At 54.9% G+C, this 25,505-nt stretch carries 24 protein-coding genes; all 24 read left to right on the top strand.

Features of this window, described 5'->3' with window-relative positions; genetic code table 11:
• Positions 1 to 178 precede the first annotated feature (178 nt).
• The gene (locus tag OTG14_RS09510) at positions 179 to 661 is read left to right on the top strand and encodes an Hcp family type VI secretion system effector (protein WP_008502640.1); all 483 of its coding nucleotides are present in this window, start codon (positions 179 to 181) and stop codon (positions 659 to 661) included.
• A 57-nt stretch (positions 662 to 718) separates the two neighbouring features.
• Positions 719 to 1,210: a type VI secretion system amidase effector protein Tae4 gene (locus OTG14_RS09505; protein WP_032645536.1), complete on the top strand. Its 492-nt coding sequence runs from the start codon at positions 719 to 721 to the stop codon at positions 1,208 to 1,210.
• On the top strand, positions 1,207 to 1,560 hold the full coding sequence (locus OTG14_RS09500) for a T6SS amidase immunity protein Tai4 family protein (protein ID WP_061714910.1): 354 nt from the start codon (positions 1,207 to 1,209) through the stop codon (positions 1,558 to 1,560). The genes OTG14_RS09505 and OTG14_RS09500 overlap by 4 nt, the downstream gene beginning before the upstream one ends.
• A gap of 87 nt (positions 1,561 to 1,647) precedes the next feature.
• Positions 1,648 to 3,420 (top strand): type VI secretion system-associated FHA domain protein TagH, encoded by a 1,773-nt coding sequence (tagH, locus tag OTG14_RS09495; RefSeq protein ID WP_090419872.1) that lies wholly within the window; start codon positions 1,648 to 1,650, stop codon positions 3,418 to 3,420.
• On the top strand, positions 3,417 to 4,214 hold the full coding sequence (locus tag OTG14_RS09490; protein ID WP_008502637.1) for a PP2C family protein-serine/threonine phosphatase: 798 nt from the start codon (positions 3,417 to 3,419) through the stop codon (positions 4,212 to 4,214). The genes tagH and OTG14_RS09490 overlap by 4 nt, the downstream gene beginning before the upstream one ends.
• Before the next feature lie 16 nt (positions 4,215 to 4,230).
• A complete protein-coding gene (locus tag OTG14_RS09485) occupies positions 4,231 to 5,229 on the top strand; it encodes a hypothetical protein (RefSeq protein WP_267214991.1) in 999 nt (332 codons plus the stop codon).
• A 9-nt stretch (positions 5,230 to 5,238) separates the two neighbouring features.
• Complete coding sequence (locus OTG14_RS09480) at positions 5,239 to 6,051, top strand: type VI secretion system accessory protein TagJ (protein WP_039266575.1); 813 nt, start codon at positions 5,239 to 5,241, stop codon at positions 6,049 to 6,051.
• On the top strand, positions 6,044 to 6,607 hold the full coding sequence (gene tssE / locus OTG14_RS09475) for a type VI secretion system baseplate subunit TssE (protein ID WP_024909842.1): 564 nt from the start codon (positions 6,044 to 6,046) through the stop codon (positions 6,605 to 6,607). Before OTG14_RS09480 ends, tssE begins: the two co-directional genes overlap by 8 nt.
• Before the next feature lie 2 nt (positions 6,608 to 6,609).
• A complete protein-coding gene (gene tssF / locus OTG14_RS09470; protein WP_267214990.1) occupies positions 6,610 to 8,481 on the top strand; it encodes a type VI secretion system baseplate subunit TssF in 1,872 nt (623 codons plus the stop codon).
• The gene (tssG, locus tag OTG14_RS09465) at positions 8,478 to 9,521 is read left to right on the top strand and encodes a type VI secretion system baseplate subunit TssG (protein ID WP_267214989.1); all 1,044 of its coding nucleotides are present in this window, start codon (positions 8,478 to 8,480) and stop codon (positions 9,519 to 9,521) included. The genes tssF and tssG overlap by 4 nt, the downstream gene beginning before the upstream one ends.
• A gap of 34 nt (positions 9,522 to 9,555) precedes the next feature.
• The gene (tssH, locus tag OTG14_RS09460; protein WP_267214988.1) at positions 9,556 to 12,171 is read left to right on the top strand and encodes a type VI secretion system ATPase TssH; all 2,616 of its coding nucleotides are present in this window, start codon (positions 9,556 to 9,558) and stop codon (positions 12,169 to 12,171) included.
• A 24-nt stretch (positions 12,172 to 12,195) separates the two neighbouring features.
• Positions 12,196 to 13,614, top strand: coding sequence for a serine/threonine protein kinase (locus tag OTG14_RS09455; protein ID WP_090392343.1), 1,419 nt, complete (start codon positions 12,196 to 12,198; stop codon positions 13,612 to 13,614).
• A 233-nt stretch (positions 13,615 to 13,847) separates the two neighbouring features.
• A complete protein-coding gene (locus OTG14_RS09450; protein WP_232473022.1) occupies positions 13,848 to 14,258 on the top strand; it encodes a hypothetical protein in 411 nt (136 codons plus the stop codon).
• Between the two features lie 64 nt (positions 14,259 to 14,322).
• The gene (locus tag OTG14_RS09445; protein WP_267214987.1) at positions 14,323 to 16,281 is read left to right on the top strand and encodes a type VI secretion system Vgr family protein; all 1,959 of its coding nucleotides are present in this window, start codon (positions 14,323 to 14,325) and stop codon (positions 16,279 to 16,281) included.
• A 22-nt stretch (positions 16,282 to 16,303) separates the two neighbouring features.
• Positions 16,304 to 17,359, top strand: coding sequence for a PAAR domain-containing protein (locus tag OTG14_RS09440; RefSeq protein WP_024909805.1), 1,056 nt, complete (start codon positions 16,304 to 16,306; stop codon positions 17,357 to 17,359).
• Positions 17,360 to 17,383: 24 nt separating this feature from the next.
• Positions 17,384 to 17,818, top strand: coding sequence for a hypothetical protein (locus tag OTG14_RS09435; RefSeq protein WP_073961692.1), 435 nt, complete (start codon positions 17,384 to 17,386; stop codon positions 17,816 to 17,818).
• A gap of 22 nt (positions 17,819 to 17,840) precedes the next feature.
• Positions 17,841 to 18,914 (top strand): hypothetical protein, encoded by a 1,074-nt coding sequence (locus tag OTG14_RS09430; protein WP_061716464.1) that lies wholly within the window; start codon positions 17,841 to 17,843, stop codon positions 18,912 to 18,914.
• 347 nt (positions 18,915 to 19,261) lie between these two features.
• The gene (locus tag OTG14_RS09425; RefSeq protein WP_048992422.1) at positions 19,262 to 19,612 is read left to right on the top strand and encodes an immunity protein Tsi6 family protein; all 351 of its coding nucleotides are present in this window, start codon (positions 19,262 to 19,264) and stop codon (positions 19,610 to 19,612) included.
• A 25-nt stretch (positions 19,613 to 19,637) separates the two neighbouring features.
• Positions 19,638 to 20,705: an ADP-ribosylarginine hydrolase Tri1 gene (tri1, locus tag OTG14_RS09420; protein WP_267214986.1), complete on the top strand. Its 1,068-nt coding sequence runs from the start codon at positions 19,638 to 19,640 to the stop codon at positions 20,703 to 20,705.
• A gap of 80 nt (positions 20,706 to 20,785) precedes the next feature.
• Entirely contained in the window at positions 20,786 to 21,166 is a 381-nt protein-coding gene (locus OTG14_RS09415) for an immunity protein Tsi6 family protein (protein ID WP_248272678.1), read from the top strand.
• 38 nt (positions 21,167 to 21,204) lie between these two features.
• The gene (tri1, locus tag OTG14_RS09410; RefSeq protein ID WP_267214985.1) at positions 21,205 to 22,305 is read left to right on the top strand and encodes an ADP-ribosylarginine hydrolase Tri1; all 1,101 of its coding nucleotides are present in this window, start codon (positions 21,205 to 21,207) and stop codon (positions 22,303 to 22,305) included.
• 157 nt (positions 22,306 to 22,462) lie between these two features.
• The gene (locus OTG14_RS09405) at positions 22,463 to 24,385 is read left to right on the top strand and encodes a type VI secretion system Vgr family protein (RefSeq protein WP_267214984.1); all 1,923 of its coding nucleotides are present in this window, start codon (positions 22,463 to 22,465) and stop codon (positions 24,383 to 24,385) included.
• Positions 24,378 to 24,875 carry a hypothetical protein gene (locus tag OTG14_RS09400; RefSeq protein WP_230581877.1) on the top strand — a complete coding sequence of 166 codons (498 nt, stop codon included), beginning with the start codon at positions 24,378 to 24,380 and terminating at the stop codon, positions 24,873 to 24,875. Before OTG14_RS09405 ends, OTG14_RS09400 begins: the two co-directional genes overlap by 8 nt.
• A gap of 75 nt (positions 24,876 to 24,950) precedes the next feature.
• Complete coding sequence (locus tag OTG14_RS09395; RefSeq protein WP_073961519.1) at positions 24,951 to 25,505, top strand: hypothetical protein; 555 nt, start codon at positions 24,951 to 24,953, stop codon at positions 25,503 to 25,505.

Below are 25,505 nucleotides of genomic sequence, written 5' to 3'. Positions count from 1 at the left end.
AAAGACTTCACATTCTTTCCGTTCATTCAGGGGGAATGTAAGACTGTCAAATGACACGGGTCATTTGATATGAGGCAGAGGTAAAATATGGACGGTTTTATTCAGCCCCATGCTTTCCTGTTTGCCATATAAGTGCTTTTTCGAAAGCAATATTGTTCATCCACGAAGAGTAGATATTATGGCTATTGATATGTTTCTGAAGGTCGAGGGTGTTACGGGCGAATCGAAAGATTCTAACCACACCGGCTGGACTGATATTACCTCCTTCTCCTGGGGCGCTTCCCAGCCAGGTAATATGAGCGTTGGCGGTGGCGGCGGTGCCGGTAAAGTTAACTTTAACGACCTGCACGTTAACGCGCTGATCGACAAATCCACCACCGCTATCCTGAAACACTGCGCCAGCGGTAAACACCTGACCAAAGTTGAGCTGTCCGTCTGTAAAGCCGGTGGCCAGCAGGTGGAATACTCCCGCATTACGCTGGAAGATGTGCTGGTGACCTCTGTTCAGTACACCGGTGCTGACAACGGCGACACTGTTGGTGTGACCTATGCATTCCAGGCTGCGAAAGTGAAACAGCAGTACTGGGAGCAGACCACGTCGGGTGGTAAAGGTGCTGAAAGCAGCGCTGGCTGGAACATCAAAGAGAACAAAGAAGCGTAATAATAGTGGGCCCGAAAGGGCTCACTTTATCCGGAGCTTCTTTCAAGGAGAAACAAGATGTCTCAAATGCGTCCTGCTTTTGGTGCCGCCTGGAACAGATTCAGAGAAGTGAACGTAAGCGTAGAACAGGTTGGCAAATTGTTGGGTGGAAAAGTTCAGCATAATATCGACGCCGGTATTTTTAAAAATGCCTGCCCAATTCGTATGAGCTACGTTTTAAATTACTGTGGCATTCCTATTCCTTCTAACAGTAAATATGCGACAGTGACCGGAAACGACAAAAAGCGCTATATGTTCCGCGTTAAAGATATGATTGCATTTCTACCCACGGTACTGGGCAATGCCGATATGTCTGTCTCTTCTCCCACTCCTGCGCAATTTGCAGGCAAACAAGGCATTATCATCTTTACCGGGCACGGCTGGAGCGACGCAACCGGGCATGTCACACTCTGGAATGGTAATATTTGCTCTGATGATTGCCATTTTCTGGGCTCACCGGGTAATGGTTCGTTTATTCCGACCAACGCAACATTCTGGAGCCTGAAATGAAACGTTTATTACTGCTGGTATTGGCTATAAATGCCTCTGCTGTTTATGCCCAAACCCTGCCTGATGTCAGCGCTTTTTCTCAGCAACAAATCTTTGAAAACTGGGTGCAAAATCGATGCATCAGTAAGATTGCGGACAGTAAAAGTCTGAAAGACGATGCAGAGGCCAGCGCGGCCGCATGGCTGGAAGCAAGCAATCTCCCTGCAGAGAATTTTGAAAAAGCTGACAAGGTGATTGTTTCTTTACTGAAAGAGAAAGTAGGCGGTACCGAACCGGGTCAATATCAGGTTTTAAAGTGCAGCTTAATCGCCAACAGCGACGCGATTCGTCCGCTCAAAACCGCAAAATAGAATCAATGGAATCCGGCCCCAAACGCCGCCGTTCTCGCCCCGAGAGCGGCAGCGTTTGAGCGCTAATCATACCAGCAGGAATACGCCATGCGATTCACGATTATTTCTACGAAACCCGGTCATCAGCCGCCGCAAAGCAGCTGTGATTTTTACGCCCCGGGCGGCACCATTGGGCGCGGTACGGATAACAATCTGGTATTGCCGGATAATGACCGCACCATCTCTCGTCTGCAGGCCATTGTTCACGTGGACGCCCAGGGCGAATGCCGCGTGACCAACCGCGGCAGCGTCACCCGCGTGGTATTAAATGACATTCCGCTGGAGCGAGGGCGCCAGGTTGAACTGCAGGATGGCGACATTCTCGGTATTGATGACTACCGTATCGAAGTGACCGAATTGATCCACGATACCCAGCCCGTGAGCCGTATGGCGGCCAGCCTGCACCAGCAGGCGCGTCCGACAGCCGCACCCGCGACCGCGCCAGCTTCTCAACCGAAACCGGCAAGTGCCGCACCGCGCGGGAAAGCCGAGCCGACCGCCGTGCCAACGGAGATCTGGGATAGCCTGATGCAGGAGTTCTCCATCTCCGACAGCATCTCCAGCAACCGTACAAAACCGCAGCCTGCTGCATCGCACGATCCGTTCTCCCAGCCTGCGGCCCCGGAGCGTAACGCCGAAGATCCGCTGGCGATGTTCAACGACAGCGATCCAAAACTCGAGCGTAAGCATGTCGACCCGGACATGCTGTTCAGCGACGAAGCGTTGTTCAAAAAAGAGAGTATTTTTGACGACGTCACCCCGTCAACGCTGGTGCCGCCGGGCGAGACGAGCCCCGTGAAGCCAGAAGAAGAGGCGACGGATGAGCTCGATCCGCTGGCCCTGTTTGGCGGTAAGGCCAGCGCACCAGCCGCGCGTAATGACGACCCGCTCGGGCTGATGGGCGGCGCGCCACTAACCCATCCGGATGACATTATTGCCGAGAAGCCTGCGCCAGTGCCGGAACCTGAACCTGAACAGGAAGAGGACGTGCTGGCCGATTCTCCGCTGTTCGCCCCAGAGCCGCAGGAAGAACCGCGTGCTGAAGAAGAGCCCGCGCGACCGGATTACGCAGGCTTCACCATGCCTACGCCACAGGCCGTTGCGCGCAGCAGCGCGCAGGCCCCGAAGGGCCGCCTGCGCATCGACCCGGTCAATAACGCCGCCTCGCCCACCACGGCAAACAGCGGTGAGAAGGGCGAAGTGCTGCAGGGTGAGCTGTTGGAGGCACTGCTGGAGGGGATGGGGCTGAGCGAAATGCAGCCCGTCCCGCAGTTTGACCGTGAAAATATGCGTCAGCTGGGGCAGATCCTCGGCATGTTCTCTCAGGGGACCGTGGCGCTGCTTTCCTCGCGCTCTATCCTCAAGCGCGGCGTGAAAGCCGATATGACCATGGTGCTGGACGATGCCAACAACCCGTTCAAGCTGTTGCCGACCGGCAAAACCGTGCTGATCCAGATGTTCGGCACACCGATGCCGGGCTTTATGCCGCCGACCAAATCGGTGCGCGACGCGCTGATCGATCTGCAGGCGCACCAGCTGGGCATGATCTCCGGCATCCGCGCCATTATCGCCGCGATGCTGCAGTCCTTTAACCCGGAGCAGCTGGAAGAGCAGGCGAAGCAGAACGGGATGACCTCGCGTCTGGCGCTGCCGGGCAGCCGCAAAGCGGCCCTGTGGGACTACTTTGTTCGCAGCTATGGCGAGACGGCGGGCGAGATTGAGGACGACTTCCACACCCTGTTCGGCGAGGCCTTCCTTCATGCGTATGACATGGAGGTCAATCAGTACAAAGACTCACAGAGCGGATCGGAAGACAAATGAATATCGCAACGGCTTCTCTCTCCCGCCAGGGGACGCGCGCCAGCAACCAGGATCAGACGGGAGAAACCATAGGGGAACGTTCAGCCTGCTTTGTCGTCTGCGACGGCATCGCGGGGCTGCCGGGCGGCGAGGTGGCCGCAGCGCTGGCCCGCAACAGCATTATCTCCCGCTTCGATGGCGACAAACATCTTAATGCGCAGCACATCCGCGACTACGTGCAGACGGCGAACCGCACCATTCTCAGCGAACAGCAGGCCGTACAGGACTATCGCCGGATGGGCACGACGCTGGTCAGCCTGTTCATTGATCGTGATTACGGGCTGGCCTACTGGGCGCACGCCGGAGATAGCCGCCTGTACCTGTTTCGCCGGGGATGGCTGTGGCATGTGACTACCGACCACAGCCTGGTGCAGCAGATGAAAGATGCCGGGCACCAGACCGACAACCTGAACAGCAACCTGCTCTATCTGGCGCTGGGGATTGAAAACGGCGGGCCGGAAGCGAGCTACAGCGATGTGGTGCAGGTTGAGGACGGCGATGCCTTTTTACTGTGCACCGACGGGTTCTGGCACGGCGTCAGCGAAGAGCAAATGAAGCAGTCGCTGCATATGGTCAATACGCCGCAGGAGTGGCTGACCTTAATGAACCAAATCATTCAAAAGAATGGCGAACAGGAGGGGAATGCTCAGGATAACTATACTGCCCTGGCGGTATGGATGGGCAACCCTCAGGACACCACTTTGCTGCACACCCTCTCTGACGCAGCACAATTTCTTCCCTGCGGAACTGATTAGACACACAAGGAACGATATGAAACTTTGGCTATCGGGTTTGGCACTTCTGGCGGCGACCTCCACCGCGCAGGCTGAAAATTTCCGCATCGTGCAGTCTCCTGCGCAGAAGCTGGATATCTGGATCGACAACATCAAAGACAACACGCCGCAGAGCTGGTGTAAGCCTGAGGTGGCGCTGCGTATTGTGGCGAACGGCAAGAAAGACGTCTCCGTGCTGGAGAACTTTGTGCCGCGTCTTGGCTCACTGCTGGAACACCAGTGCAGCAAAGTGAATAAACTCAGCTGGACGCTCAACGATCCGGCGGGTACCACGCTGGCGCAGGGCACGGCTGGCAAAGCGCAGGACTGGGCGCTGGTGGTGAAACAGGAGCAGGCCGCGTCTGCCGCGATCGTCACCGCCACCCCAGCCAGCGGCGCGTTACTGCCGCCCGATCAGAACGTGGCTTCCCGCACCGTTGCCGCCGACCGTACGCCGTGGCAGGAGTTTACGCTTCAGGACGGCTGCCACCTGCGGACCTTCTGGGAAGGGGGCGCTTCTGCACCGGCGCTCTTTATTCCGGATTCTGACACCACCCGCTGCGGGAACGGCAGCTGGCTGAGCGGACACACCGTTGTGTCGCAGTCCCGCAACGGCGGGCAGAAAGAGATGGCGGTGACCTACATTCATGGCTTCCCGGTCACCGGGCTGAATCAAAGCGCCGACCCGGAAAACGCGCTGATCACCTCCGTCAACAAAGAGCGCATGGTATTCAGCACCCCAAACAGCGACCAGAGCTGGATGATCCTGCCTTACGACAATGCCCTGAACAGCTGGAAGAGCAACGGCACGGTCGCGGTGGAGATTTCCCGTGAAACCGCCAGCGATGATGCAAAACTGCAGGCGCGTATCGCGGCGGTGAAAAAAACCTGGAGCGCCTGGGTCGCACCCGGCACGCCGCTGAATATCGTTCTGATTGACACCCTGCGTCCTCAGCTGCGCGATCCGGCCGTCGGCGCATGGCGCGCGGCAAATTAAGGAATGGCAATGAATACGCTCTATCAACACCTGGCGGGTGAGTCGCTTAACGACGCGCTCGCGCGCCTTGAAGCTGAAATCAAAGCCCGTCCGGCGGATGCCGACCTCCGCGCCGCGTTCGTGCAGTTTTTAACCCTCAGCGGCAACTGGACGCGTGCCCTGACCCAGCTGAAAAGCTGGCTGGCGTTGAAGCCGCAGGCGAAGCCCACCGTCACGCTGCTGGAGCAGTCCATTCAGGGCGAGCTGCAGCGCGCGCAGGTGATGGCGGGACAGGCGCGTCCGGCGATGCCTGAAACCCAGTGGCCGTGGCTGACCACCCTTGCCGCGGCGCTGAGCGAGGAGGGCGAGCGCGCGCAGGCGCTGCGTCTGGAAGCCCTTGAACAGGCGCAGGCAAACCCTGGTAGTGTCACCCTTGAAAACGAGGAGACGCAGGCCTTTGACTGGCTGATGGACGGCGATGCCCGTCTCGGCCCGGTGTGCGAAACCATCGTCAACGGCCGCTATTTCTGGCTGCCGTTTAACGCCATCGCGGAGATCCGTTTCCAGGCGCCTGCCAGCGTCACCGATCTGGTCTGGCGTCACGCGCTGGTGCGCCTGACCGACGGTACGGAACAGGTGTGTCAGATCCCGGCGCGTTACCCGTTTGCAGCCGATGCCTCTGATGCGGTCAAACTGGGGCGCACCACCGACTGGCACCCGCTCGATACTGACGGCACGCTGTATGAAGGCCAGGGCCAGAAGGCCTGGCTGAGCGAGCAAAGCGAAAGCCCGCTGCTGTCCTTGAGCCTCGTGACGTTCGCGACGGATGGAGCCGATGAGTAATCCCGCTGGCGAAGGCGATCTGCTGCGCAGCGGCTGGCAAGCCCGCAGCAAGCAGGAGAAGGTGGGGGCGCGCGACAAAATGCAGCCTTCGCTGCTCGATCGCCTCACTGATAACGACCCGGAAAAAAAGCGCGAGTCGGCCAACAGCAATCTGATCACCCATGCCGCCCTGCGCCGCAATGTCCTGCGCGATCTGCAGTGGCTGTTTAATACCATCAACCACGATGCCTCCGGTGATTTGAGCGCGTTACCGCACGTGAGCCGCTCGGTGGTTAACTTCGGCGTCGCGCCGCTGGCCGGGAAAAGAATGTCGGACATCGAATGGCACGACATTCAGCGCAAGCTCACCGAGGCCATCATCAATTTTGAACCGCGCATTTTGCCGCAGGGGCTGCAGGTCCGCTGCGTGTCGGATACCTCCTCGCTGGATCTGCACAACGTGCTCTCCATCGAGATCAAAGGGCGTTTATGGTGTGTGCCTTACCCGCTGGAGTTTCTGTTTCGTACCGATGTCGATCTGGAAAACGGCCATTTTGAACTGAAAGATGCGGGGTAATCATGGAAAGTAAACTGCTCGAATACTACAACCGCGAGCTGGCCTACCTGCGCGAAATGGGGGCCGAGTTTGCCGAACGCTATCCTAAAGTCGCCGGGCGGCTGGGCATGCGCGGCATCGAGGTGGCGGACCCGTATACCGAACGTCTGATGGAGGGCTTCGCCTTCCTGACCTCCCGCGTGCAGATGAAAATGGACGCGGAGTTTCCGCGCTTCTCCCAGCGTCTGCTGGAGATGATTGCGCCGAACTATCTTGCGCCCACGCCGTCGATGGCGATCGCGGAGATTGAGCCCGACAGCAGCAGGGGTGACCTGAGCAAGGGCTTCATTGTGCCGCGCGGTACCATGATGGACAGCCTGGCGCTGAAAAAAACCGGCGTGACCTGCAGCTATACCACGGCCCACGAGGTCAACCTGCTGCCGCTGAAAATCGACAAGGTCGAGCTGGGCGGCGTGCCCGCCGATCTGCCGCTCGCGCAGCTGGGGCTGAGCCAGCGGGGGATCGGCAGCGCTCTGCGGATCCGCATCGCCTGCGACGGCCCGCAAAACCTCGGGCACCTGGATTTCGACCGTCTGGAATTTTTCCTCGGCGGTCCGGATATTGAAGCGCTGAAGCTGCTGGAGCTGGTGATGGAGCACCACGTTGGGATCGTCTGTCAGACGGTCGGCCCGCAGCCGCAGCGACAGCTGCTGGCGTCGGATGCGCTGCGCCAGGAGGGTTTTGAGCCTGACCAGGCGCTGCTTCCGGACGATCTGCGCAACTTTGACGGCTATCGCCTGCTGCAGGAGTATTTCGCGTTTCCGGCCCGTTTCCGCTTCATTAGCCTCAGCGGCCTGAGCACGCTTATCCAGCGCTGTGAAGACGAAAAAGCCTTCGACATCTTCATTCTGCTGGATAAGTCGGATGAGCAGCTGGAGCGCGTGGTCGATGCCAGCCACCTGGCGCTGCACTGCACGCCGGTCATCAACCTGTTCCCCAAGGTCGCGGCGCGTCAGAAGCTGAATGAAGGCCAGCATGAATACCATCTGGTGGTGGATAACATCCGTCCGCTGGATTATGAAATTTACGCGGTCAAAAAAATCTATGGCAGCGCGGACGGCCAGCGTGATGACCAGACGTTTCGTCCGTTCTGGAGCACCTGGAGCGGCGATGCGGGCAACTACGGGGCCTATTTTTCCCTGCGCCGCGAACAGCGCGTGCTGTCCGAACACGCCCTGCGCTACGGTACGCGTACCGGCTATATCGGCTCGGAGGTCTTTGTCTCGCTGGTGGATGAACAGCACGCCCCCTGGCAGGAAAACCTGCGCTATATCTCTGCCGAGGTGCTCTGCACCAGCCGCGATCTGCCGCTGATGCTGCAGCAGGAGCTCGGGCAGTTCATTATGGCCGATTCCATGCCGGTGAAATCCCTCACGCTGCGTAAAGGCCCGACGCCGCCGCGTCCGGCGCTGGCCGAAGGGTTCAGCACCTGGCGGCTCATCAGCCAGCTGCAGATGAACTACCTCAGCCTGATGGACAGCGAAAACGAAGAGGGCGCAGTCGCGCTGCGACAGCTGTTAGGGCTGTACGCCAACCTGGCAGAAACGCCCGTGGCGCGTCAGGTGGAAGGCGTTCGTCACTGCGTGCTGGAGCCGGTTCACCGCCGCGTGCCTGAACCCGGCCCGGTCGTTTTCGCCCGCGGGATCGGCATTACCCTGACGGTGGATGAGCGAGCCTTTTCCGGCGCCAGTCCGTGGCTCTTCGGCAGCGTGATGGAGCGTCTCTTTGCCCGTCTGGTGTCGATCAACAGCTTTACGGAGTTCACCCTGAAAAGTCAGCAGCGCGGCGAGATTGGCTACTGGGCGCCGCGCATGGGTAAAAGGGCGCTGATATGAGTGACGCCGCCACTGTACCGCTGCGCGTGCATCGCCTGACGAAGCTGCCGGATGCGTTCTGGCACGGGGTGCGCGAGACGCCCTGGCGCTACGATCTGTTTCAGCTGTTAAGGCGCATTGATGCCCAGGGCGGCGAGCGCTACCCGCTGGGCCGCGCGCCGCTGCCGAAATTTGAACCGCTGCGCATCGGCCAGCAGCCGTCGATGAGTTTTGCGCCGTCGACGCTGGCTAAGGTGCGTCAGCGGGAGGAAAGCGGGCTGCATGAGGTATCTATCCTCAGCTTCGGCCTGTTTGGCCCGAACGGCCCGCTGCCGGTCCACATGACCGAATACGCCCGCGAGCGTATTTATCATCATCAGGACACCAGCCTCAGCGCGTTTGCCGATCTGTTCCATCACCGCCTTGCGCTGCTGTTTTACCGTGCCTGGGCGGATGCGCAGCCCACTGTCTCACTGGATCGCGCCGATAACAGGCGTTTTGAAGGCTACCTGGCGTCGCTGATTGGCATGGGGCAGCCGGGTCAGATGAACAAAGGCAGCCTGAGCTCGCATGCCCGCTTTACCCACGCCGGACACCTGACCCGTCACGGGCGGGATCCGGAGGGGCTGGAGAAGATCCTGCGCAGCTATTTTAAGGCGCCGGTTAAGCTGGTGAGCAACGTGCCGCAGTGGATGCCGCTTTCCACGCGCGAGCAGGCGCAACTGGGAGCAGGACGCCGCATGCCGCGCATGGGTGAGTCCGCCTTTCTCGGCGTCGCCGTCCGCGACGTGCAGCATAAGTTTCGCATCGAGATTGGCCCGCTGAGCGCGGAGGAGTACAACCGTTTTCTGCCGGGGGAAGCGTGGGTCACCGAGCTGCGTGACTGGGTGCGTCAGTACGCCGGGGTGGAGTTTGAATGGGAAACACGGGTGATCCTGCGTGAAGACGCGGTGCAGGGCACCACGCTCGGCGGTGCCGGGCGATTAGGCTACAACACCTGGCTGGGCCTTCAGCCGCGGCCTGTCCCGCGTGGCGATCTGGTGTATTGCGCAGAGCGATAATTTTTCTAACGCATTGTTATCAATGGAACCGAACATGTCAGAAATAAGCCGTGCCGTGCTTTTCGGCAAACTGGATACTCTGTTATTTACCTCTCTGGAAAGCGCCACTGCGTTCTGCAAGCTGCGCGGCAACCCCTATGTTGAGCTGGTGCACTGGCTGCATCAGCTGATGCAGCAGCAGGATGGCGATCTGCAGCAGGTCATCCGCCACTTTGCCCTTGATGAACAGCAGCTGACGCGCGATATCGTTGCCGCGCTGGATGTCCTTCCGCGCGGGGCGAGTTCCGTTTCCGATCTCTCCGAACACATCGACAGCGCCGTGGAGCGCGCCTGGGTCTTCGGCTCGCTGAAGTTTGGCGTCAGCCGTATTCGCGGCGGCCATTTGCTGATCGGCATGCTGAAAACCTGGAATCTGGCCAACGTGCTGAAAAGCATCTCGTCGCAGTTCACCCGCCTTAACGTCGAGGTGCTGATTGAGCAGTTCGACGCTATTTGCGCCAACAGCAAAGAGACACAGCAGGCCGCTGCTGCCGTCGATGCACCGGCGGGTGCAGTACCGGCTGCGCAGGGGACGCTGGCCCAGTACGGCCAGGATCTGACCGCCCGCGCCCGCGACGGGAAGATTGACCCGGTTGTCGGGCGCGACGAGGAGATCCGCCAGATGGTGGATATCCTGATGCGTCGTCGCCAGAACAACCCGCTGCTGACCGGGGAAGCCGGGGTCGGGAAAACGGCGGTGGTGGAAGCTCTGGCGCTGCGTATCGCCGACGGCGACGTGCCGGAGCCGCTGCAGAACATTCAGCTGTGGCTGCTGGATATCGGCATGCTGCAGGCCGGTGCAGGCATGAAAGGCGAGTTTGAAGCCCGTCTGCAGGCGCTCATTAACGAAGTCCAGTCCAGCGCCACGCCGATCATTCTGTTTATTGATGAGATCCACACCCTGATTGGCGCAGGCGGCCAGCAGGGGACCGGCGATGCGGCAAACCTGCTTAAGCCCGCGCTGGCGCGCGGTCAGCTGCGCACCATCGGCGCCACCACCTGGGCGGAATACAAAAAGTACATCGAGAAAGACCCGGCGCTGACCCGTCGTTTCCAGACGGTGCAGGTTCACGAGCCGGACGAAGCGAAAGCCATTCTGATGCTGCGCAGCACCGTGTCACCGCTGGAGACGCACCACCAGGTTCTGCTGCTTGACGAAGCGGTCAGCGCGGCGGTGAAGCTGTCGCATCGCTACATTCCGGCGCGTCAGCTGCCGGACAAAGCCGTTGCCCTGCTCGACACCGCCTGCGCCCGCGTCGCGGTCAGCCAGAGCGCGCCGCCTGCGCAGCTGGAAGACTGCCTGCGCCATATTGCCGCGCTGGACGTGGAAATTGAGATCGCAGAACGCGAGGCGCGCGTCGGTGCCGGAGACGCTGAGCGCGTAGCAACGTTACGCGCCGAACGCGACGCGTATGAGACAAAACGCGAAGCCCTGTCCCGGCGCTGGGAAGAAGAGCGCAGTCTGGTGCAGGAGATTATCCGTCTGCGCGCCGCGCTGTTCGCGGCGGGCGAGGAATATACCGCTGAGCTGCGCGGCAAGCTGACGGAACAGCAGCAGGCGCTGAACGCCTTACAGGGTGATGAACCGCTGCTGTTTGCGGCGGTGGATGAAAACGTGGTTGCCGCGGTGGTCTCTGACTGGACCGGGATTCCGCTGGGCCGGATGGTGAAAAACGAGATCGACGCGGTGCTCAACCTTGCCGACACGCTGAACCAGCGCGTTATCGGCCAGCGTCACGGTCTGGATCTGATTGCCCGCCGCGTGAAAACCTCGCGGGCGAAGCTCGACGATCCCAACAAACCGGTGGGCGTCTTTATGCTGTGCGGCCCGTCCGGCGTCGGTAAAACCGAAACCGCGCTGGCGCTCGCGGAGTCGCTGTACGGCGGCGAGCAGAACGTTATCACCATCAACATGAGTGAGTTCCAGGAAGCACACACCGTGTCCACCTTAAAAGGTGCGCCTCCGGGATACGTAGGGTATGGTGAAGGCGGCGTGTTGACCGAGGCCGTGCGCCGCCGCCCGTACAGCGTGGTGCTGCTGGACGAAATTGAAAAAGCGCACCCGGACGTCCACGAAATCTTCTTCCAGGTCTTTGATAAAGGCTGGATGGAAGACGGAGAGGGGCGCCACATTGATTTCCGTAACACCATCATTATTCTGACGTCTAACGTCGGCACCGACCTGATTAGCGCCATGTGCGCCGATCCGGAGCTGGTGCCGGAGCCGGACGCCTTGAGCGGCGCGCTGCGCCAGCCGCTGCTGGAGGTGTTCCCACCGGCACTGCTGGGCCGTCTGCTGGTGGTGCCGTATTACCCGCTCAGCGACGAGATGCTGGGGCAGATTGTTCGCCTGCAGCTCAAGCGCATTCAGCGTCGTCTGGAAGAGAATCACAGCATTATTTCTGAGTTTGACGACAGCGTGGTGGAACAGATTGTTCAGCGCTGTACCGAGGTGGAGTCCGGCGGCCGCATGGTGGACGCTATTCTGACCAACACTCTGCTGCCTCAGATGAGCCAGATCTTACTTACCGCCAGCCGCAGCGACGAGCAGTACCGACGTCTGCACGTCACCTGCGAGCAGGGCGAGTTTCACTGTCAGTTTGCCGCGTAATAATCATCAAGAGAACTGTAAAAGATGACGGATAATGATAACAATCGGACTGTCCCAAACGCGCTCCCGGTCGGGTACCGCTTCAACGAGTTTGAAATCAAAGAGGTGATCGGCGGCGGCGGTTTTGGCATTGTCTATCGCGCGTGGGATCACCAGCTCGAACGCACTATCGCTATCAAAGAATTTATGCCTTCCTCGCTCGCCGTACGCGGCGACGACATGACCCTGGTGTTGCGCAGCGAGCGCTTTGGCAAAGCGTTCTCCGCGGGCCTGAACAGCTTCATTCAGGAAGCGCGTCTGCTGGCGCGCTTTAACCACCCGAACCTGCTGCACGTCCTGCGCTTCTGGGTGCAAAACGACACGGCCTACATGGGGACGCTGTTTTACAGCGGCACCACGCTGTCACGCCTGCGTGAAGAAAAGCCGGAGCTGATCAACGAAGCCTGGATCCGCCGCACGCTGCCGATGCTGTTCGGTGCGATCAAGACCATCCACGACGAAGGCTACCTGCACCGCGACATCTCTCTGGATAACATCCAGATCCAGGATAACGGCCTGCCGGTGCTGCTCGATTTCGGCTCCGCGCGCCGCACCATCGGTAACCTCTCCGACGAAACGGAAACCATGCTGCGCCCGGGCTTTGCGCCGATTGAGCAGTACACCGACGACAACGAAAGCGAGCAGGGCCCGTGGACGGATATTTACGCCCTCGGCGCCGTGCTGCGTACCCTGATTGTGGGTTCTCCGCCGCCGGTCAGCGTGGTGCGCTCTATTCAGGATACCTGCAAACCGCTGGTAGAAATCATGCCGCAGGGCTATTCCATCCCGCTGCTGCAGGCCATTGACCGCGCGCTGGCGCTGCACATGGAGGATCGTCCGCAGTCCATCGACGAGTTCGCCGCGCTGATTGAGATGCCGGTCGCCGGGATCAACGACGTGCTGACGGCGAAAAAGCCCGGCACGATGCTGGTTCCGGTTGAAGACGAGAAACCGGCTTCGCTGCTCGACTGGCGCCGCTACAAGATCCCGGGCATGGTTGCCGCGGGCGTGCTGGTGGGTATTGTCGCCGGGGCGATGATTTTCAGCGGCGGTAACGATGCGCCAGAGCAGGCTGCGCAGGCACCGGCAGAGACGCGTCCAACCGAAACTGCCGCGAACGCCCCAGACGTGAAGCCAGAAACGGCGAAGGTGAGCGAACCGGCGACAGCACAGCAGACCCCACCGCCTGCCGCGAGCCCTGTTGCGTTGGTCTATATCCGCATCCTCGACGGCGAAACGCTGAAAGTAAACGGCGAGCCAAAAGCGCTGCGCCCGGGAACCAACGGCTATGCATCGCTCAAGCTGCCGGCCGGTGAGGCGAAGATTGAACTGCAGGGCAACGGAAGAACGCGTGGCCAGACGCTGGATATTGCCAAGCCGGGCACCTGGCTGGTGAATCCGTAGGAATATAAACAGGAGATACTATGGAAGTGTACAATCTTCGAAGCCAGAGGCTTCACATCCAAAGGAATGTGAGAAGGTTGTCTCTCCTGTTTATGCGTTTTGAATTTAACCCTAATCTGGAGAGTTGAGTTGAAGCCAACATGTGCCTCCCCATTTTTGTAAATAATAATATCGGGCGTACACAAAACAACCTCGCTCATTTAAATAGCAAATTATGGTATTTCTGGGGAAGTATGGATCTTCTCGCAATATTGCTTTATTGCGTGAATTCAGTTCGCCACGACAGAATTCCATTCATTTCTGATGCAAAAGCGTTTAGTGATTCGTTGCATTATTATGCAGGTGATGGTTTCAGCATTTTGGTCATGCTTTTTTTTGTGCTTGACTTACTTTTATTACTCTCTTTGTGTGCTTCGGCCTGGTTATTCTTCAAGCGAAAGATCGGAGCGATTAAATTTGCCCTTGCTCAGGAAGTATTTCGCTTGATTTCATTCAGATGTTCGGTCTCATTTTTCCCTCTTTTAGTAAGTATGTTTGATATTTCAAACATCTGGTTGAATGTAGGCTTATTTGTCACTTCAGAATTACTGAAAATCTACTCTCTTGTTTTTTGGATGATCAAGAGGGAAAAGCCCCTTTCTTGAATGACGCTTTATCACAGATGCGAACCCCTTTTCTGCATCGCATAAGCTAGATGGAATAAAGATTATGCTCAACCGAATTACCGTTCAGCTCCCGGTGGAGGGGCTTCTGTTCTGGAAACTGACGGGCCGCGAGGCGATGTCCGAGTCGTTCGCGCTGACGCTGACCGTGCTCGGCACGGACGCGCGCATCGACCGCAGTAAGCTGCTGGGCCAGCCGGTCACGGTGACCATCCCGACGCAGAGCCTGCTGACGTCCCGCTATATTAACGGCAAGATTACCCGCGTGGCGGTCAGCGCCGTTGAGCTGACGGGCACCCGCTATGCGGTGTACCAGCTGACGGTGGAGCCGGACCTGTGGCCGATGAAGCGCGACCGTAACCTGCGTATTTTCCAGGGGCAGACGGTGCCGCAGATTGTGAAAACCCTGCTCGGTGAGCATCAGGTCAACGTTGAGGACAAACTCACCGGCAGCTACCGGGTGTGGGACTACTGCGTGCAGTATCAGGAGTCGAGCCTGGACTTCATCAGCCGCCTGATGGAGCTGGAGGGGATTGCGTATCACTTCCGCCATGAGGCGGACAAGCACACCCTGGTGCTCACCGACGCCGCCACGCAGTACCAGCCGTTCAGCGGCTATGAGGTCATTCCTTACCACCAGACGCCGTCAGGCGGCAGTACGGATGAAGAGGGCATCAGCCAGTGGGCGCTGGAGGACAGCGTGACGCCGGGGATTTACAGCCTTGACGACTATGACTTCCGCAAGCCGAACGCGTGGCTGTTCCAGGCCCAGCAGAACCCGGCGTCGCCGAAGCCGGGCAGCATCGACGTGTACGACTGGCCGGGTCGCTTTGTGGACAAGGGGCACGGGGAGTTCTATGCCCGCATCCGTCAGGAACGCTGGCAGGTGGAGCACCAGCAGATTCAGGCCACCGCGACGGCGGCGGGGATTGCGCCGGGGCACACCTTCACCTTAACCAACGCGCCGTTCTTCAGCGACAACGGTGAGTATCTGGTGACGGCGGCGGGTTACCACCTCGAAGAGAACCGCTATGCCAGCGGCGAGGGGGAGACCATTCACCGGACTGATTTCACGGTCATCCCGTCGGCGGTGGTGTACCGTCCGGCGCAGAGCACGGCGTGGCCGCGCACCTACGGCCCGCAGACGGCGAAAGTGGTGGGGCCGAACGGGGAGAGTATCTGGACGGACAAATACGGTCGGGTGAAGGTGAAGTTCCACTGGGACCGTCTGGCGAAGGGCGATGACACCAGCTCCTGCTGGGTGCGCGTGTCGAGCGCGTGGGCGGGCCAGGGCTACGGCGGGGTGCAAATCCCGCGCGTCGGCGATGAGGTGGTGGTGGACTTTATCAACGGCGACCCGGACCGTCCGATCATTACCGGGCGCGTGTACAACGACGCGAGCATGCCGCCGTGGGTGCTGCCGGCTGCGGCGACGCAGATGGGCTTTTATAGCCGCAGCAAAGATGGCCATAAAGACAATGCCAATATTCTCCGTTTTGAAGATAAAGCCGGGCACGAGCAGATCTGGATCCATGCAGAAAAAAATATGGATACGGATATTGAAAATTCTGAAACTCATGATGTCGGTGTCGATCGTAGAAAAACCATCGGACAGGATGAGAATATTACGATTAAGCGGAACCTGAAATCAGATGTAGGTAATAATGAAACGCATAATATTGGTAACAAGCACGTTATAAACGTTGGGAAAGATCAAACCGTCTTGACCATGGATAAAGAGGGTAACGCGCTGCTGGAATCTGTGACCACGATTAAACTCAAAGTTAAAGACAACTATATTCTGATCGCCCCGGATACCATTGAGATTCACGTAGGCCAGGGCAACCTCAAAGCAGAGGCTGTGGAACAAGCCATCTTCAAAGGTGATGAGCTTACAAAACTAGGTGATGGGATCAATACCGAGCTCAAGGCAAATGATACGGTGAGTATAACGGGAACTAACCTTACCGATATTAAGGGCGCGATTGTAAAAGTTAACAGTTAATCTGCGTACAGAGAACGCTATTATGGGAAAACCAGCCGCCAGAGCGCGCATTGATTCCAGCGCACATACTGGCCCAATTCAAAGCGGAAGTCCCAACGTAATTATTGGCGGATTTCCGGCAGCACGAAAAGGTGACCCGCTTTCATGCTCCCAACATGGTCAGGGAAGTATTCTCAGTGGTTCAACAACGGTATTTGTGAACGGTTTGCCTCTCGCCAGGGAAGGTGACAAGACGGGTTGCAATACCTCAGCGACCCCTGCGGTCGCATCCACTCAACCCGCACCTCCGCAATACTGGGGCGGTACGGCGGCGAAGGATGCGGGTAAAGATGGTGCTATACATGGTGATGTTTACGACGCCCGTGTGCTTGGCGCCTATGCAAGCCTTGAAGATAAATCCGGCTTTGGAAAACCTGATACGGCTTCAGCCGGATTCGCACTTGCCGATATCACGGTCGGGAATACAAAAAGCCAGGATAAATATAAAGGCGAGGTACGTACTAAAGTAGGGGTGGCGACTGCCAGTGGCACGTTAGTGACCGATCGAGCTGATTACGGGGCGATTAATCTCAATGCAAACGCCACCGCGATACAATATGGCGCCTCGGGAAGCATTGGAAAAGAAGGGCAACAATACGGCGGCGTCGGTGGGGATGTATACCTGGCAACCGCTGAAGCGAAGGCCGTCAGTGAACTATATGACGGAAATAAAGGGCGTTATGGTTTTAATGTTGAACTTGGCGCAGAAGCCGCGGCGGTCAAAGGAGAGGCGACGGCTAAAGCCGATTTTTATGGCGTAGTCGTTGCCGATGGCAAACTTTCAGGGAGTGCAGGGAGCGCTGGCGCTTCTGCAGGCGTGGGAACCTGGATTGATAGCACTGATTATTCATTTAACCTTAAGGTGTCCGGTGAGCTTGCAGCGGCGCTCGGTCTGGGAGGGGATGCCAGTATCAAATTTGCTCTCAAACCGATCCTTGACTGGATTTATGACGATGATGAAAGTAAGCCGTCCCCAGCGGCGGGCAGTGGCGATGGTGTGATTAAGACTGGCTGTGTTACAGTCCTGATAGGAGATTAAAATGTGTAAATGGGGAACGTTGTGATGCATTGGTTTTTCTTTATTCTCTTTATGATTTGGACGCTAGCGCTTATCTGGAATGGAAAAGATTTATTTAACAAAAAGCAGTGGCTCCTTGCGGGGTTAATGTTCGTTCTGGTGTTAGTGGCTACGGTCGTCATTGGCTTTACGTTGAAATGGCTTGCTCAGTCAATGTCATTATTTTCCGTCGCAACGGCCAAGCATTATTCGATCATCTTATCCATGTCTTTCCTGTGTGTTTGGGGATTAAAGATCACAGTAGTGCTGCTCTGCACGTTATTTTCCGGCATTATGGGGGGGCACAAAAGATACAACGCGGAAAATTATGAAAAATTATCGTCTATGACACGTGCCGTGGCGCCTGGCTTACTTATCTTTGCTAAAAGCTTAATTACCCTCGGAAGCTTCCTTATGTTTTCGGGTTTATGGCTTAAGTAAGCGCGACGAGTGAGGTTGCATTATGGTTACTGAAAAACAATATTTTTTTCCTCTTGAGATAAAGGATCAGGAAAAAGAGATTCGGGAAAATTTCTGGAAATGTCTCTATACCTCTGCAGAAAAAGAGATGCTTCATTACTGGCTATTGTTACCCCAGAATGTTAAGCCAGCAGAGTTAAAGCCGATCACGTTTCAGGAGGTTGGGCTGACGAATATCGGACGATACATCGCCGATGACACCGGCCCCTATATTGAAGTCTGGGCTGCATATGAACACTGTCAGTGGGAGATGAATGCGTCAGACTGGCTTATCAATAAGCTCGATTTAATGGGTGAGAAAGTACTGAGCCAAAGGATAATTACTCATCCTTCAGGAAGCGGGAAGTTTGCGGATATCCTGTCCATTAAAATGATGCCATCGGGTGATGAGGTCGTTTCACGATATACGGTGCAGAAGGATTATAATCCTGTAAATGGTGGGGGAAATTACTTCCTTTTGAAAACGGCTTGTGCGTCGAAGGATTACAACACGATTGCCGATACTATTTTCCTGATTGCTATCAACTGGGATTTACTGCATCGCAGCAATTTGATGCTTTCAGAACTGTTGAAAACAGTCAGCCTTAGCAACAAAAATGACAGTGGATTTAAAATTCCGGATTCATGGCTGGTGAATACGCTGGATGATAATCGTCTGGTAATTGAACACACAATAGGTAACGTCAACCATGGAGTGATTAATTTCTGTCTTTTCCGTCAGGCTGATTATCCCGCTGCGCAGGCTATTTTCGATGAAGCAACTGCGCGCTTTAACCGCCACGATAGTGCGGTCTCTCTTACGACATCGGACATTGCCAGCATCCCAAATGATATCAATCCCACGTTTACAGGCGATCTTTATAGCTGTACGGGAGAGGTAGTCAGTGCTGCTGAGAATATCAGGGCTTATTACGATATGCGTATCTTTAAAATTAATGATTTGTGGTGTTACGTTGAGGTGGTTGGGCCTCATCGTAATCATCAGGATTATTATTACGAAGCCAATAAACGATGCATGGAAATCATTCTTTCTACGTTTCGCATAGAAAAACGATGAGCTGACAAAGTTAATTCATGACCATCTAAATAAAACCACAGAAATGTGGTTTTATTTTTGTTTCACAGAAACAATATCATAACCGCCTTCGTTCTGAGAATTAGTTAACTTCAGGCACTGAGAACAGATCATCGTGGAATAAAAAATCATGCTCAGCTGAACTATCGTTCAGCTCGCGGGAGTGGATATTCTGTTCTGAAAACTGACATCCCGCTATGTTAACGGCAAGATTATCCACGTGGCGAACGGTGCCGTTGAGAGAACGGGCACGCACTATGCTGTGTAACAGGTAGAAGTGGAGTATCCGCAGGTTCAGGCCACCGCCAGGGCAGTATTTGAGGTGACTCATGAGTAAAGAAAATTACACCGCGCTGGATTATATCAATGATGCTATTGATGCAATTAATCATCGATTAGAAGAAAATCCTACATTTTCTTTATATGTTATGGCAAAGAATCAGTTGGACTATATTAAGTCTATTCTAACGGGGTCTGAGAAAGATAAAAGTAAATTGCACAAATTAAATCTTGGAGTGCTTGCGTCAAAAGAGTTTGATACAACCGATGCAGAACTTGCTCAGCATTTGTCCAATGTTAATTATATAGCTTCGCAAATGGGAAAAGGATTGAAGTTTATTCTCCCTCATGAGCAAGACGTTGAGTATTTGAAAAGGCAAAGACGGTATCGCAAGTGGTAAACAACGTTTGATTAAAGGGTGCGGGATGATAGATCTTTACAGCGAAGATTCAGTAATGAATCATTATGCCGATCGTTATAATAACTACATGCCAGTTAATGTTCGTAAGGTAATAAGAAACAGCATTGATGATTCAAATTCCTCTCATGTATGGGATGAAACATTACCTTTAATCACAAATGAAGATGTTTCACGCGATAAAGCACTTGGGGCGTTAGTGGGTTTGGCTGTTGGCGATGCAGTTGGCACTACTCTTGAATTTAAACGCAGAGATAGTGAACATGTAGTGGATATGATTGGTGGCGGGCCCTTTGAATTAAAACCCGGTGAATGGACAGATGATACGTCTATGGCATTATGTCTGGCAGAAACTTATCTTTCAGAAAAAAGAATGCATACCGATGTACTTAGAAAATATCTCCTGAAATGGTATCTCAATGGGGAGAACAGCAGTAATGGTCGTTGTTTTGATATCGGTAAAACGACGCGATTCGCGCTTGAACAGTATATGCTTGTCGGACCTTCCTGGTATGGTAATACAGAAAAGCACACGGCTGGTAATGCTGGGGTTATTCGTCAAGCTCCGGTGTCTATCTTCCGTCGAAAATCGCTGCGTGCGATTTACTTCGAATCCCAGGCTCAGAGTCGAGCAACTCATGGTGCAGTAGAGTCAATTAATGCATGCCAATTTCTCGGATTAGTATTGCACTATTTAATTAACGGTTATCAAAAAGACGAAGCTTTTTCGCCTCATGTTTTCCCATTATGCGCGCGTGTAATGATCATAAACGCGGGTGAGTATAAGCAGAAAACTCGCGATCAGATTCGTTCAAGTGGTTATGTTATCGATACGCTTGAGGCCGCGATGTGGTCCGTATGGAATACTGACAATTTCCGTGATGCGATTCTGCTGGCTGCCAATCTTGCCGATGATGCTGACAGCGTCGCGGCGACTGCGGGACAAATAGCGGGGGCGTTGTATGGTTATTCCGCTATCCCGCAGGACTGGAAAGATAAACTCGTACAACACGAACGTATTGCCACAATGGCGGGTAAACTATTCGATAGAGCACCTGAGGATAATTTTTTATAGTTAGAATTACCAAGGGTAAGCGAGGGCATATGATGACTTGCGATCAGGTATGGAATTTTTAGTTAACTGAATCTACTGCAATGAATGAAATGACAATGTATGGTTACGTTGATAGAGCATTAACTTTAGCACAGAAAAGATATGCAGACGTCAAGAATCGTGATCCCCAATCCCCGCTTTTGCAAATGTACGACTCTATTGTACAACAATTATTATTTCTACGGGATTTAATCGAAGGCAAGGAAAAGGATAGAGCGAAATTATGGGATATGACGTTCGGTATGTATGCAGGGAAGGAGTTTGATCATTCTGATGAGTTGTTTTTTGAAAGGTTGTCAGATGCCTGGTTTATTGTGGATCAAATCCGCCGAGGGTTAAAGGTTAGGCTGCCGCATGAGGTCGATACCAACTATAATAAAAAGAAACAAAACCTCATGAAGAAATTCCCTGATGAATTTTAGTATTTCATATGAATAATATTTTTTATTATGGGTGAAAGGTGATTGACTTACATGCTGATTTAAATGCCTTGTTAAAATATGTTGATAGATATCGTAAATACTTACCCATTAGCAGACCTTCAGTCCAGCGAAGGATGCAGTATACGTATGATAATAAGCCATTAGAATCATCCTCAAATAGTGATGTACAAAAACAATGGGATTTAACACCACCATGTAATATCTCACTAGCGCAATCACGGGATCGTGCGGTAGGTACGCTTATTGGTCTTGCTGTTGGAGATGCTGTAGGTACGACGCTCGAATTTTTACCTCGTGACAAAGCACACGTCAAAGATATGACAGGTGGTGGGCCATTTCGACTTCGTGCCGGCGAATGGACGGATGATACATCCATGGCGTTATGTCTTGCGGAAACGCTCCTTGAGAAGGGTGATGCTGATACTATATGCTTAAGGAATAAGCTTCTGGAATGGTATCAGCATGGTTATAACAGTTCAAATGGCGTCTGTTTTGATATAGGCAATACAACTCGGTTTGCTTTAGAACAATATTTAATAGTTGGTCCTGGGTGGAACGGTAATACTTCGCCAGAAACTGCCGGTAATGCTTCCATGATCAGACAAGCACCTGTCTCTATTTTTTTTAGAAAATCATTAAGCAAAGCGTTTTATGAAGCTAAAAAACAATGTATCGCAACACACGGTGCCGCGGAAGCAATAAATAGCACGCAGTATTTAAGTTTTTTGCTTGTGCATATGATTAACGGTAGCAATAAAGATTTTGTTTTTACACCACACGTTATGCCGCTTCAGCCACGTGTAATGATCATTAACGCGGGTGAGTATAAGCAAAAAACTCGCGATCAGATTCGTTCAAGCGGTTACGTTATCGATACGCTTGAGGCCGCGATGTGGTCCGTATGGAAAACGGATAATTTCCGTGATGCCATTCTGCTGGCAGCCAACCTTGCCGATGATGCTGACAGCGTTGCGGCGACGGCGGGACAAATAGCGGGAGCATTATATGGTTATTCCGCTATTCCGCAGGAGTGGAAAAATAAACTCGTACAACATGAACGTATCGCCAAAATGGCTGGTGAATTGTTCGATAGAGCCCCTGAAGACACTTTCTTGTAACTGTTTATCTCGATGAAAATTCAGGAAAAGTTGTTTTTTTGTGGCATGAGAAGTCAATCTTACAGCTACTCATTATCAAACCAGCAGCGTTTACGCTTTGCGTATTGAAATGAGTTAACTTCTGGCACTGAGATTAGTCCATAGTGGAATAAAGATTATGCTCAACCGAATTACCGTTCAGCTCCCGGTGGAGGGGCTTCTGTTCTGGAAACTGACGGGCCGTGAGGCGATGTCCGAGTCGTTCGCGCTGACGCTGACCGTGCTCGGCACGGACGCGCGCATTGACCGCAGTAAGCTGCTGGGCCAGTCGGTCACGGTGACCATCCCGACGCAGAGCCTGCTGACGTCCCGCTATGTTAACGGCAAGATTACCCGCGTGGCGGTCAGCGCCGTTGAGCTGACGGGCACCCGCTATGCGGTGTACCAGCTGACGGTGGAGCCGGACCTGTGGCCGATGAAGCGCGACCGTAACCTGCGTATTTTCCAGGGGCAGACGGTGCCGCAGATTGTGAAAACCCTTCTCGGCGAGCATCAGGTTAACGTTGAGGACAAACTCACCGGCAGCTACCGGGTGTGGGACTACTGCGTGCAGTATCAGGAGTCGAGCCTGGACTTCATCAGCCGCCTGATGGAGCTGGAGGGGATTGCGTATCACTTCCGCCATGAGGCGGACAAGCACACCCTGGTGCTCACCGACGCCGCCACGCAGTACCAGCCATTCAGCGGCTATGAGGTCATTCCTTACCACCAGACGCCGTCAGGCGGCAGTACGGATGAAGAGGGCATCAGCCAGTGGGCGCTGGAGGACAGCGTGACGCCGGGGATTTACAGCCTCGACGACTATGACTTCCGCAAGCCGAACGCGTGGCTGTTCCAGGCCCAGCAGAACCCGGCGTCGCCGAAGCCGGGCAGCATCGACGTGTACGACTGGCCGGGTCGCTTTGTGGACAAGGGGCACGGGGAGTTCTATGCCCGCATCCGTCAGGAGCGCTGGCAGGTGGAGCACCAGCAGATTCAGGCCACCGCCACGGCGGCGGGGATTGCGCCGGGGCACACCTTCACCTTAACCAACGCGCCGTTCTTCAGCGACAACGGTGAGTATCTGGTGACGGCGGCGGGTTACCACCTCGAAGAGAACCGCTATGCCAGCGGCGAGGGGGAGACCATTCACCGGACCGATTTCACGGTCATCCCGTCGGCGGTGGTGTACCGTCCGGCGCAGAGCACGGCGTGGCCGCGCACCTACGGCCCGCAGACGGCGAAAGTGGTGGGGCCGAACGGGGAGAGTATCTGGACGGACAAATACGGTCGGGTGAAGGTGAAGTTCCACTGGGACCGTCTGGCGAAGGGCGATGACACCAGCTCCTGCTGGGTGCGCGTGTCGAGCGCGTGGGCGGGCCAGGGCTACGGCGGAGTGCAGATCCCGCGCGTCGGCGATGAGGTGGTGGTGGACTTTATCAACGGCGACCCGGACCGTCCGATCATTACCGGGCGCGTGTACAACGACGCGAGCATGCCGCCGTGGGCGCTGCCGGCTGCGGCGACGCAGATGGGCTTTATGAGCCGCACGAAAGACGGTTCCGTGGACAACGCCAACGCCCTGCGGTTTGAGGATAAAGCGGGTGCAGAGCAGGTGTGGATCCAGGCCGAGCGTAACATGGACACCAGCGTTAAAAATGATGAAACGCACAGCGTCGGCGGCGAGCGCAGCCATTACGTGAAGAAAAATGAACTGCATCGCGTGGAAGCGAATCAGACTCAGGCCGTGAAAGGTGGCACCGAGATCCTGACGGGGAAAGGCAAGCTGGATGCGGCGGTGGAGCAGTACGTCATTGCTTCCGGGACGAAGCTGCGGCTGGTCTCCGGTGAGAGTGCCATTGAGCTGAATGCTAACGGCAAGATTAACCTCATCGGCAAAGAGTTTAACTTCTTCGTGGAAGGGGATGGGTATATCACCACGGGCGGTAAGCTGCATCTGAATACCTCTGGTACAAAACCGGGCACCACGGCGCCGGGATCGGGGCATAAAGGGGATATTGATGCGGCGGTGCAGGCGAAATTTACGGCCAAAGATGAGTAAAGCAGGTGCGGTGCTTATCGCGTTACTAACGACGGGAATGGCTGGAGGAGATGCGCAGAAAAAGGATCTTTGGATGTTTATTTCCGGGATGAGTGCATCGCTTAAGACGTTATCCGTTACAACCCTTAGTAACGCGCCGTTATCGTTTAAGATGACCAGGCAAAATGAATATATCAATTTCTACAATGCCGACGATATCAAACTCGCTGATGGAACGAACATAACCGCAATTGGGTTACGTTTAAGCAAACAAAACGACGGCATGGCGCCTTTACTGAATTTTTCACCTTCCTCAGGTCAATGCATAACGCTTGATACCGTTAAAAAGCGCTATCCGCAGCTGAGGTTAACTGATTATCCGCGCGGCCGTTCGGAGAACGAAGTGACCAGCTATACAGCCCGAAAAGATATGAATGGACAAAAAGTGAGCTTCAGTTTCAGCGTGAAAAATCCTCACTGTCTGGGTTCAGTCGTCATTAGCGCCGACTAAGAAATACTGCACTCATGTCCTGACGGTTTCTTCAGGGTGATAATGGCCATACACATTCAATAAATGACGATTAACGTGAAAAAACACACGCCGATATTTCTTTGTTCCGTCCTGATGTTTACCTGTCTCGGCAGCAATGTGGTTTTGGCTCAGGTGATGCCTCCCGTTCTGACAAAACGGGATTTTTCTGTGCAGATCAAAGACCAGCCTGTCGCCCTGGGCGACAGATGGACGCCTGATATTGCCCGTAAAATTGGCGTGCCGGTGGAAGGCAGTTTTACCGGTGAGGTTCCTTTTGATGGAGTCCAATATAAATTCTTTCAGCATCAAAACGCTGGAGTAGAAATATTCACTTCCAACCTCTGGTGGGATAAAGCGGAAAGAAGCGTTGATGATTATATCGTGTCTCAAATTACGCTGACTGCCGAAGACTTCGCAACGCCGCGCGGTGTCCATGTGGGTTCAACGAGAAAGGAACTGAACAGCGCATACGGTACCGGTCAGGTCGAAAATGATGCCGGGGAGCAGTGGATTACCTACGAATTGGATAAAAAACTGCTCTCTTTTGAGATAAAAGGCGACAACGTTATAAAAATAACGATGAATTACAACAATGATTCTCAAGAATAA

Origin of the sequence: Enterobacter pseudoroggenkampii (genome assembly GCF_026420145.1) — a bacterium.
GTDB lineage: Bacteria > Pseudomonadota > Gammaproteobacteria > Enterobacterales > Enterobacteriaceae > Enterobacter > Enterobacter pseudoroggenkampii.
This window is presented reverse-complemented; position numbering and strand designations above follow the sequence as displayed.

Coding starts and splice junctions, on each gene's coding strand:
- OTG14_RS09510 (WP_008502640.1), top strand. CDS start 179: ATGGCTATTGATATGTTTCTGAAGGTCGAGGGTGTTACGGGCGAATCG.
- OTG14_RS09505 (WP_032645536.1), top strand. CDS start 719: ATGTCTCAAATGCGTCCTGCTTTTGGTGCCGCCTGGAACAGATTCAGA.
- OTG14_RS09500 (WP_061714910.1), top strand. CDS start 1,207: ATGAAACGTTTATTACTGCTGGTATTGGCTATAAATGCCTCTGCTGTT.
- tagH (WP_090419872.1), top strand. CDS start 1,648: ATGCGATTCACGATTATTTCTACGAAACCCGGTCATCAGCCGCCGCAA.
- OTG14_RS09490 (WP_008502637.1), top strand. CDS start 3,417: ATGAATATCGCAACGGCTTCTCTCTCCCGCCAGGGGACGCGCGCCAGC.
- OTG14_RS09485 (WP_267214991.1), top strand. CDS start 4,231: ATGAAACTTTGGCTATCGGGTTTGGCACTTCTGGCGGCGACCTCCACC.
- OTG14_RS09480 (WP_039266575.1), top strand. CDS start 5,239: ATGAATACGCTCTATCAACACCTGGCGGGTGAGTCGCTTAACGACGCG.
- tssE (WP_024909842.1), top strand. CDS start 6,044: ATGAGTAATCCCGCTGGCGAAGGCGATCTGCTGCGCAGCGGCTGGCAA.
- tssF (WP_267214990.1), top strand. CDS start 6,610: ATGGAAAGTAAACTGCTCGAATACTACAACCGCGAGCTGGCCTACCTG.
- tssG (WP_267214989.1), top strand. CDS start 8,478: ATGAGTGACGCCGCCACTGTACCGCTGCGCGTGCATCGCCTGACGAAG.
- tssH (WP_267214988.1), top strand. CDS start 9,556: ATGTCAGAAATAAGCCGTGCCGTGCTTTTCGGCAAACTGGATACTCTG.
- OTG14_RS09455 (WP_090392343.1), top strand. CDS start 12,196: ATGACGGATAATGATAACAATCGGACTGTCCCAAACGCGCTCCCGGTC.
- OTG14_RS09450 (WP_232473022.1), top strand. CDS start 13,848: ATGGATCTTCTCGCAATATTGCTTTATTGCGTGAATTCAGTTCGCCAC.
- OTG14_RS09445 (WP_267214987.1), top strand. CDS start 14,323: ATGCTCAACCGAATTACCGTTCAGCTCCCGGTGGAGGGGCTTCTGTTC.
- OTG14_RS09440 (WP_024909805.1), top strand. CDS start 16,304: ATGGGAAAACCAGCCGCCAGAGCGCGCATTGATTCCAGCGCACATACT.
- OTG14_RS09435 (WP_073961692.1), top strand. CDS start 17,384: ATGCATTGGTTTTTCTTTATTCTCTTTATGATTTGGACGCTAGCGCTT.
- OTG14_RS09430 (WP_061716464.1), top strand. CDS start 17,841: ATGGTTACTGAAAAACAATATTTTTTTCCTCTTGAGATAAAGGATCAG.
- OTG14_RS09425 (WP_048992422.1), top strand. CDS start 19,262: ATGAGTAAAGAAAATTACACCGCGCTGGATTATATCAATGATGCTATT.
- tri1 (WP_267214986.1), top strand. CDS start 19,638: ATGATAGATCTTTACAGCGAAGATTCAGTAATGAATCATTATGCCGAT.
- OTG14_RS09415 (WP_248272678.1), top strand. CDS start 20,786: ATGAATGAAATGACAATGTATGGTTACGTTGATAGAGCATTAACTTTA.
- OTG14_RS09405 (WP_267214984.1), top strand. CDS start 22,463: ATGCTCAACCGAATTACCGTTCAGCTCCCGGTGGAGGGGCTTCTGTTC.
- OTG14_RS09400 (WP_230581877.1), top strand. CDS start 24,378: ATGAGTAAAGCAGGTGCGGTGCTTATCGCGTTACTAACGACGGGAATG.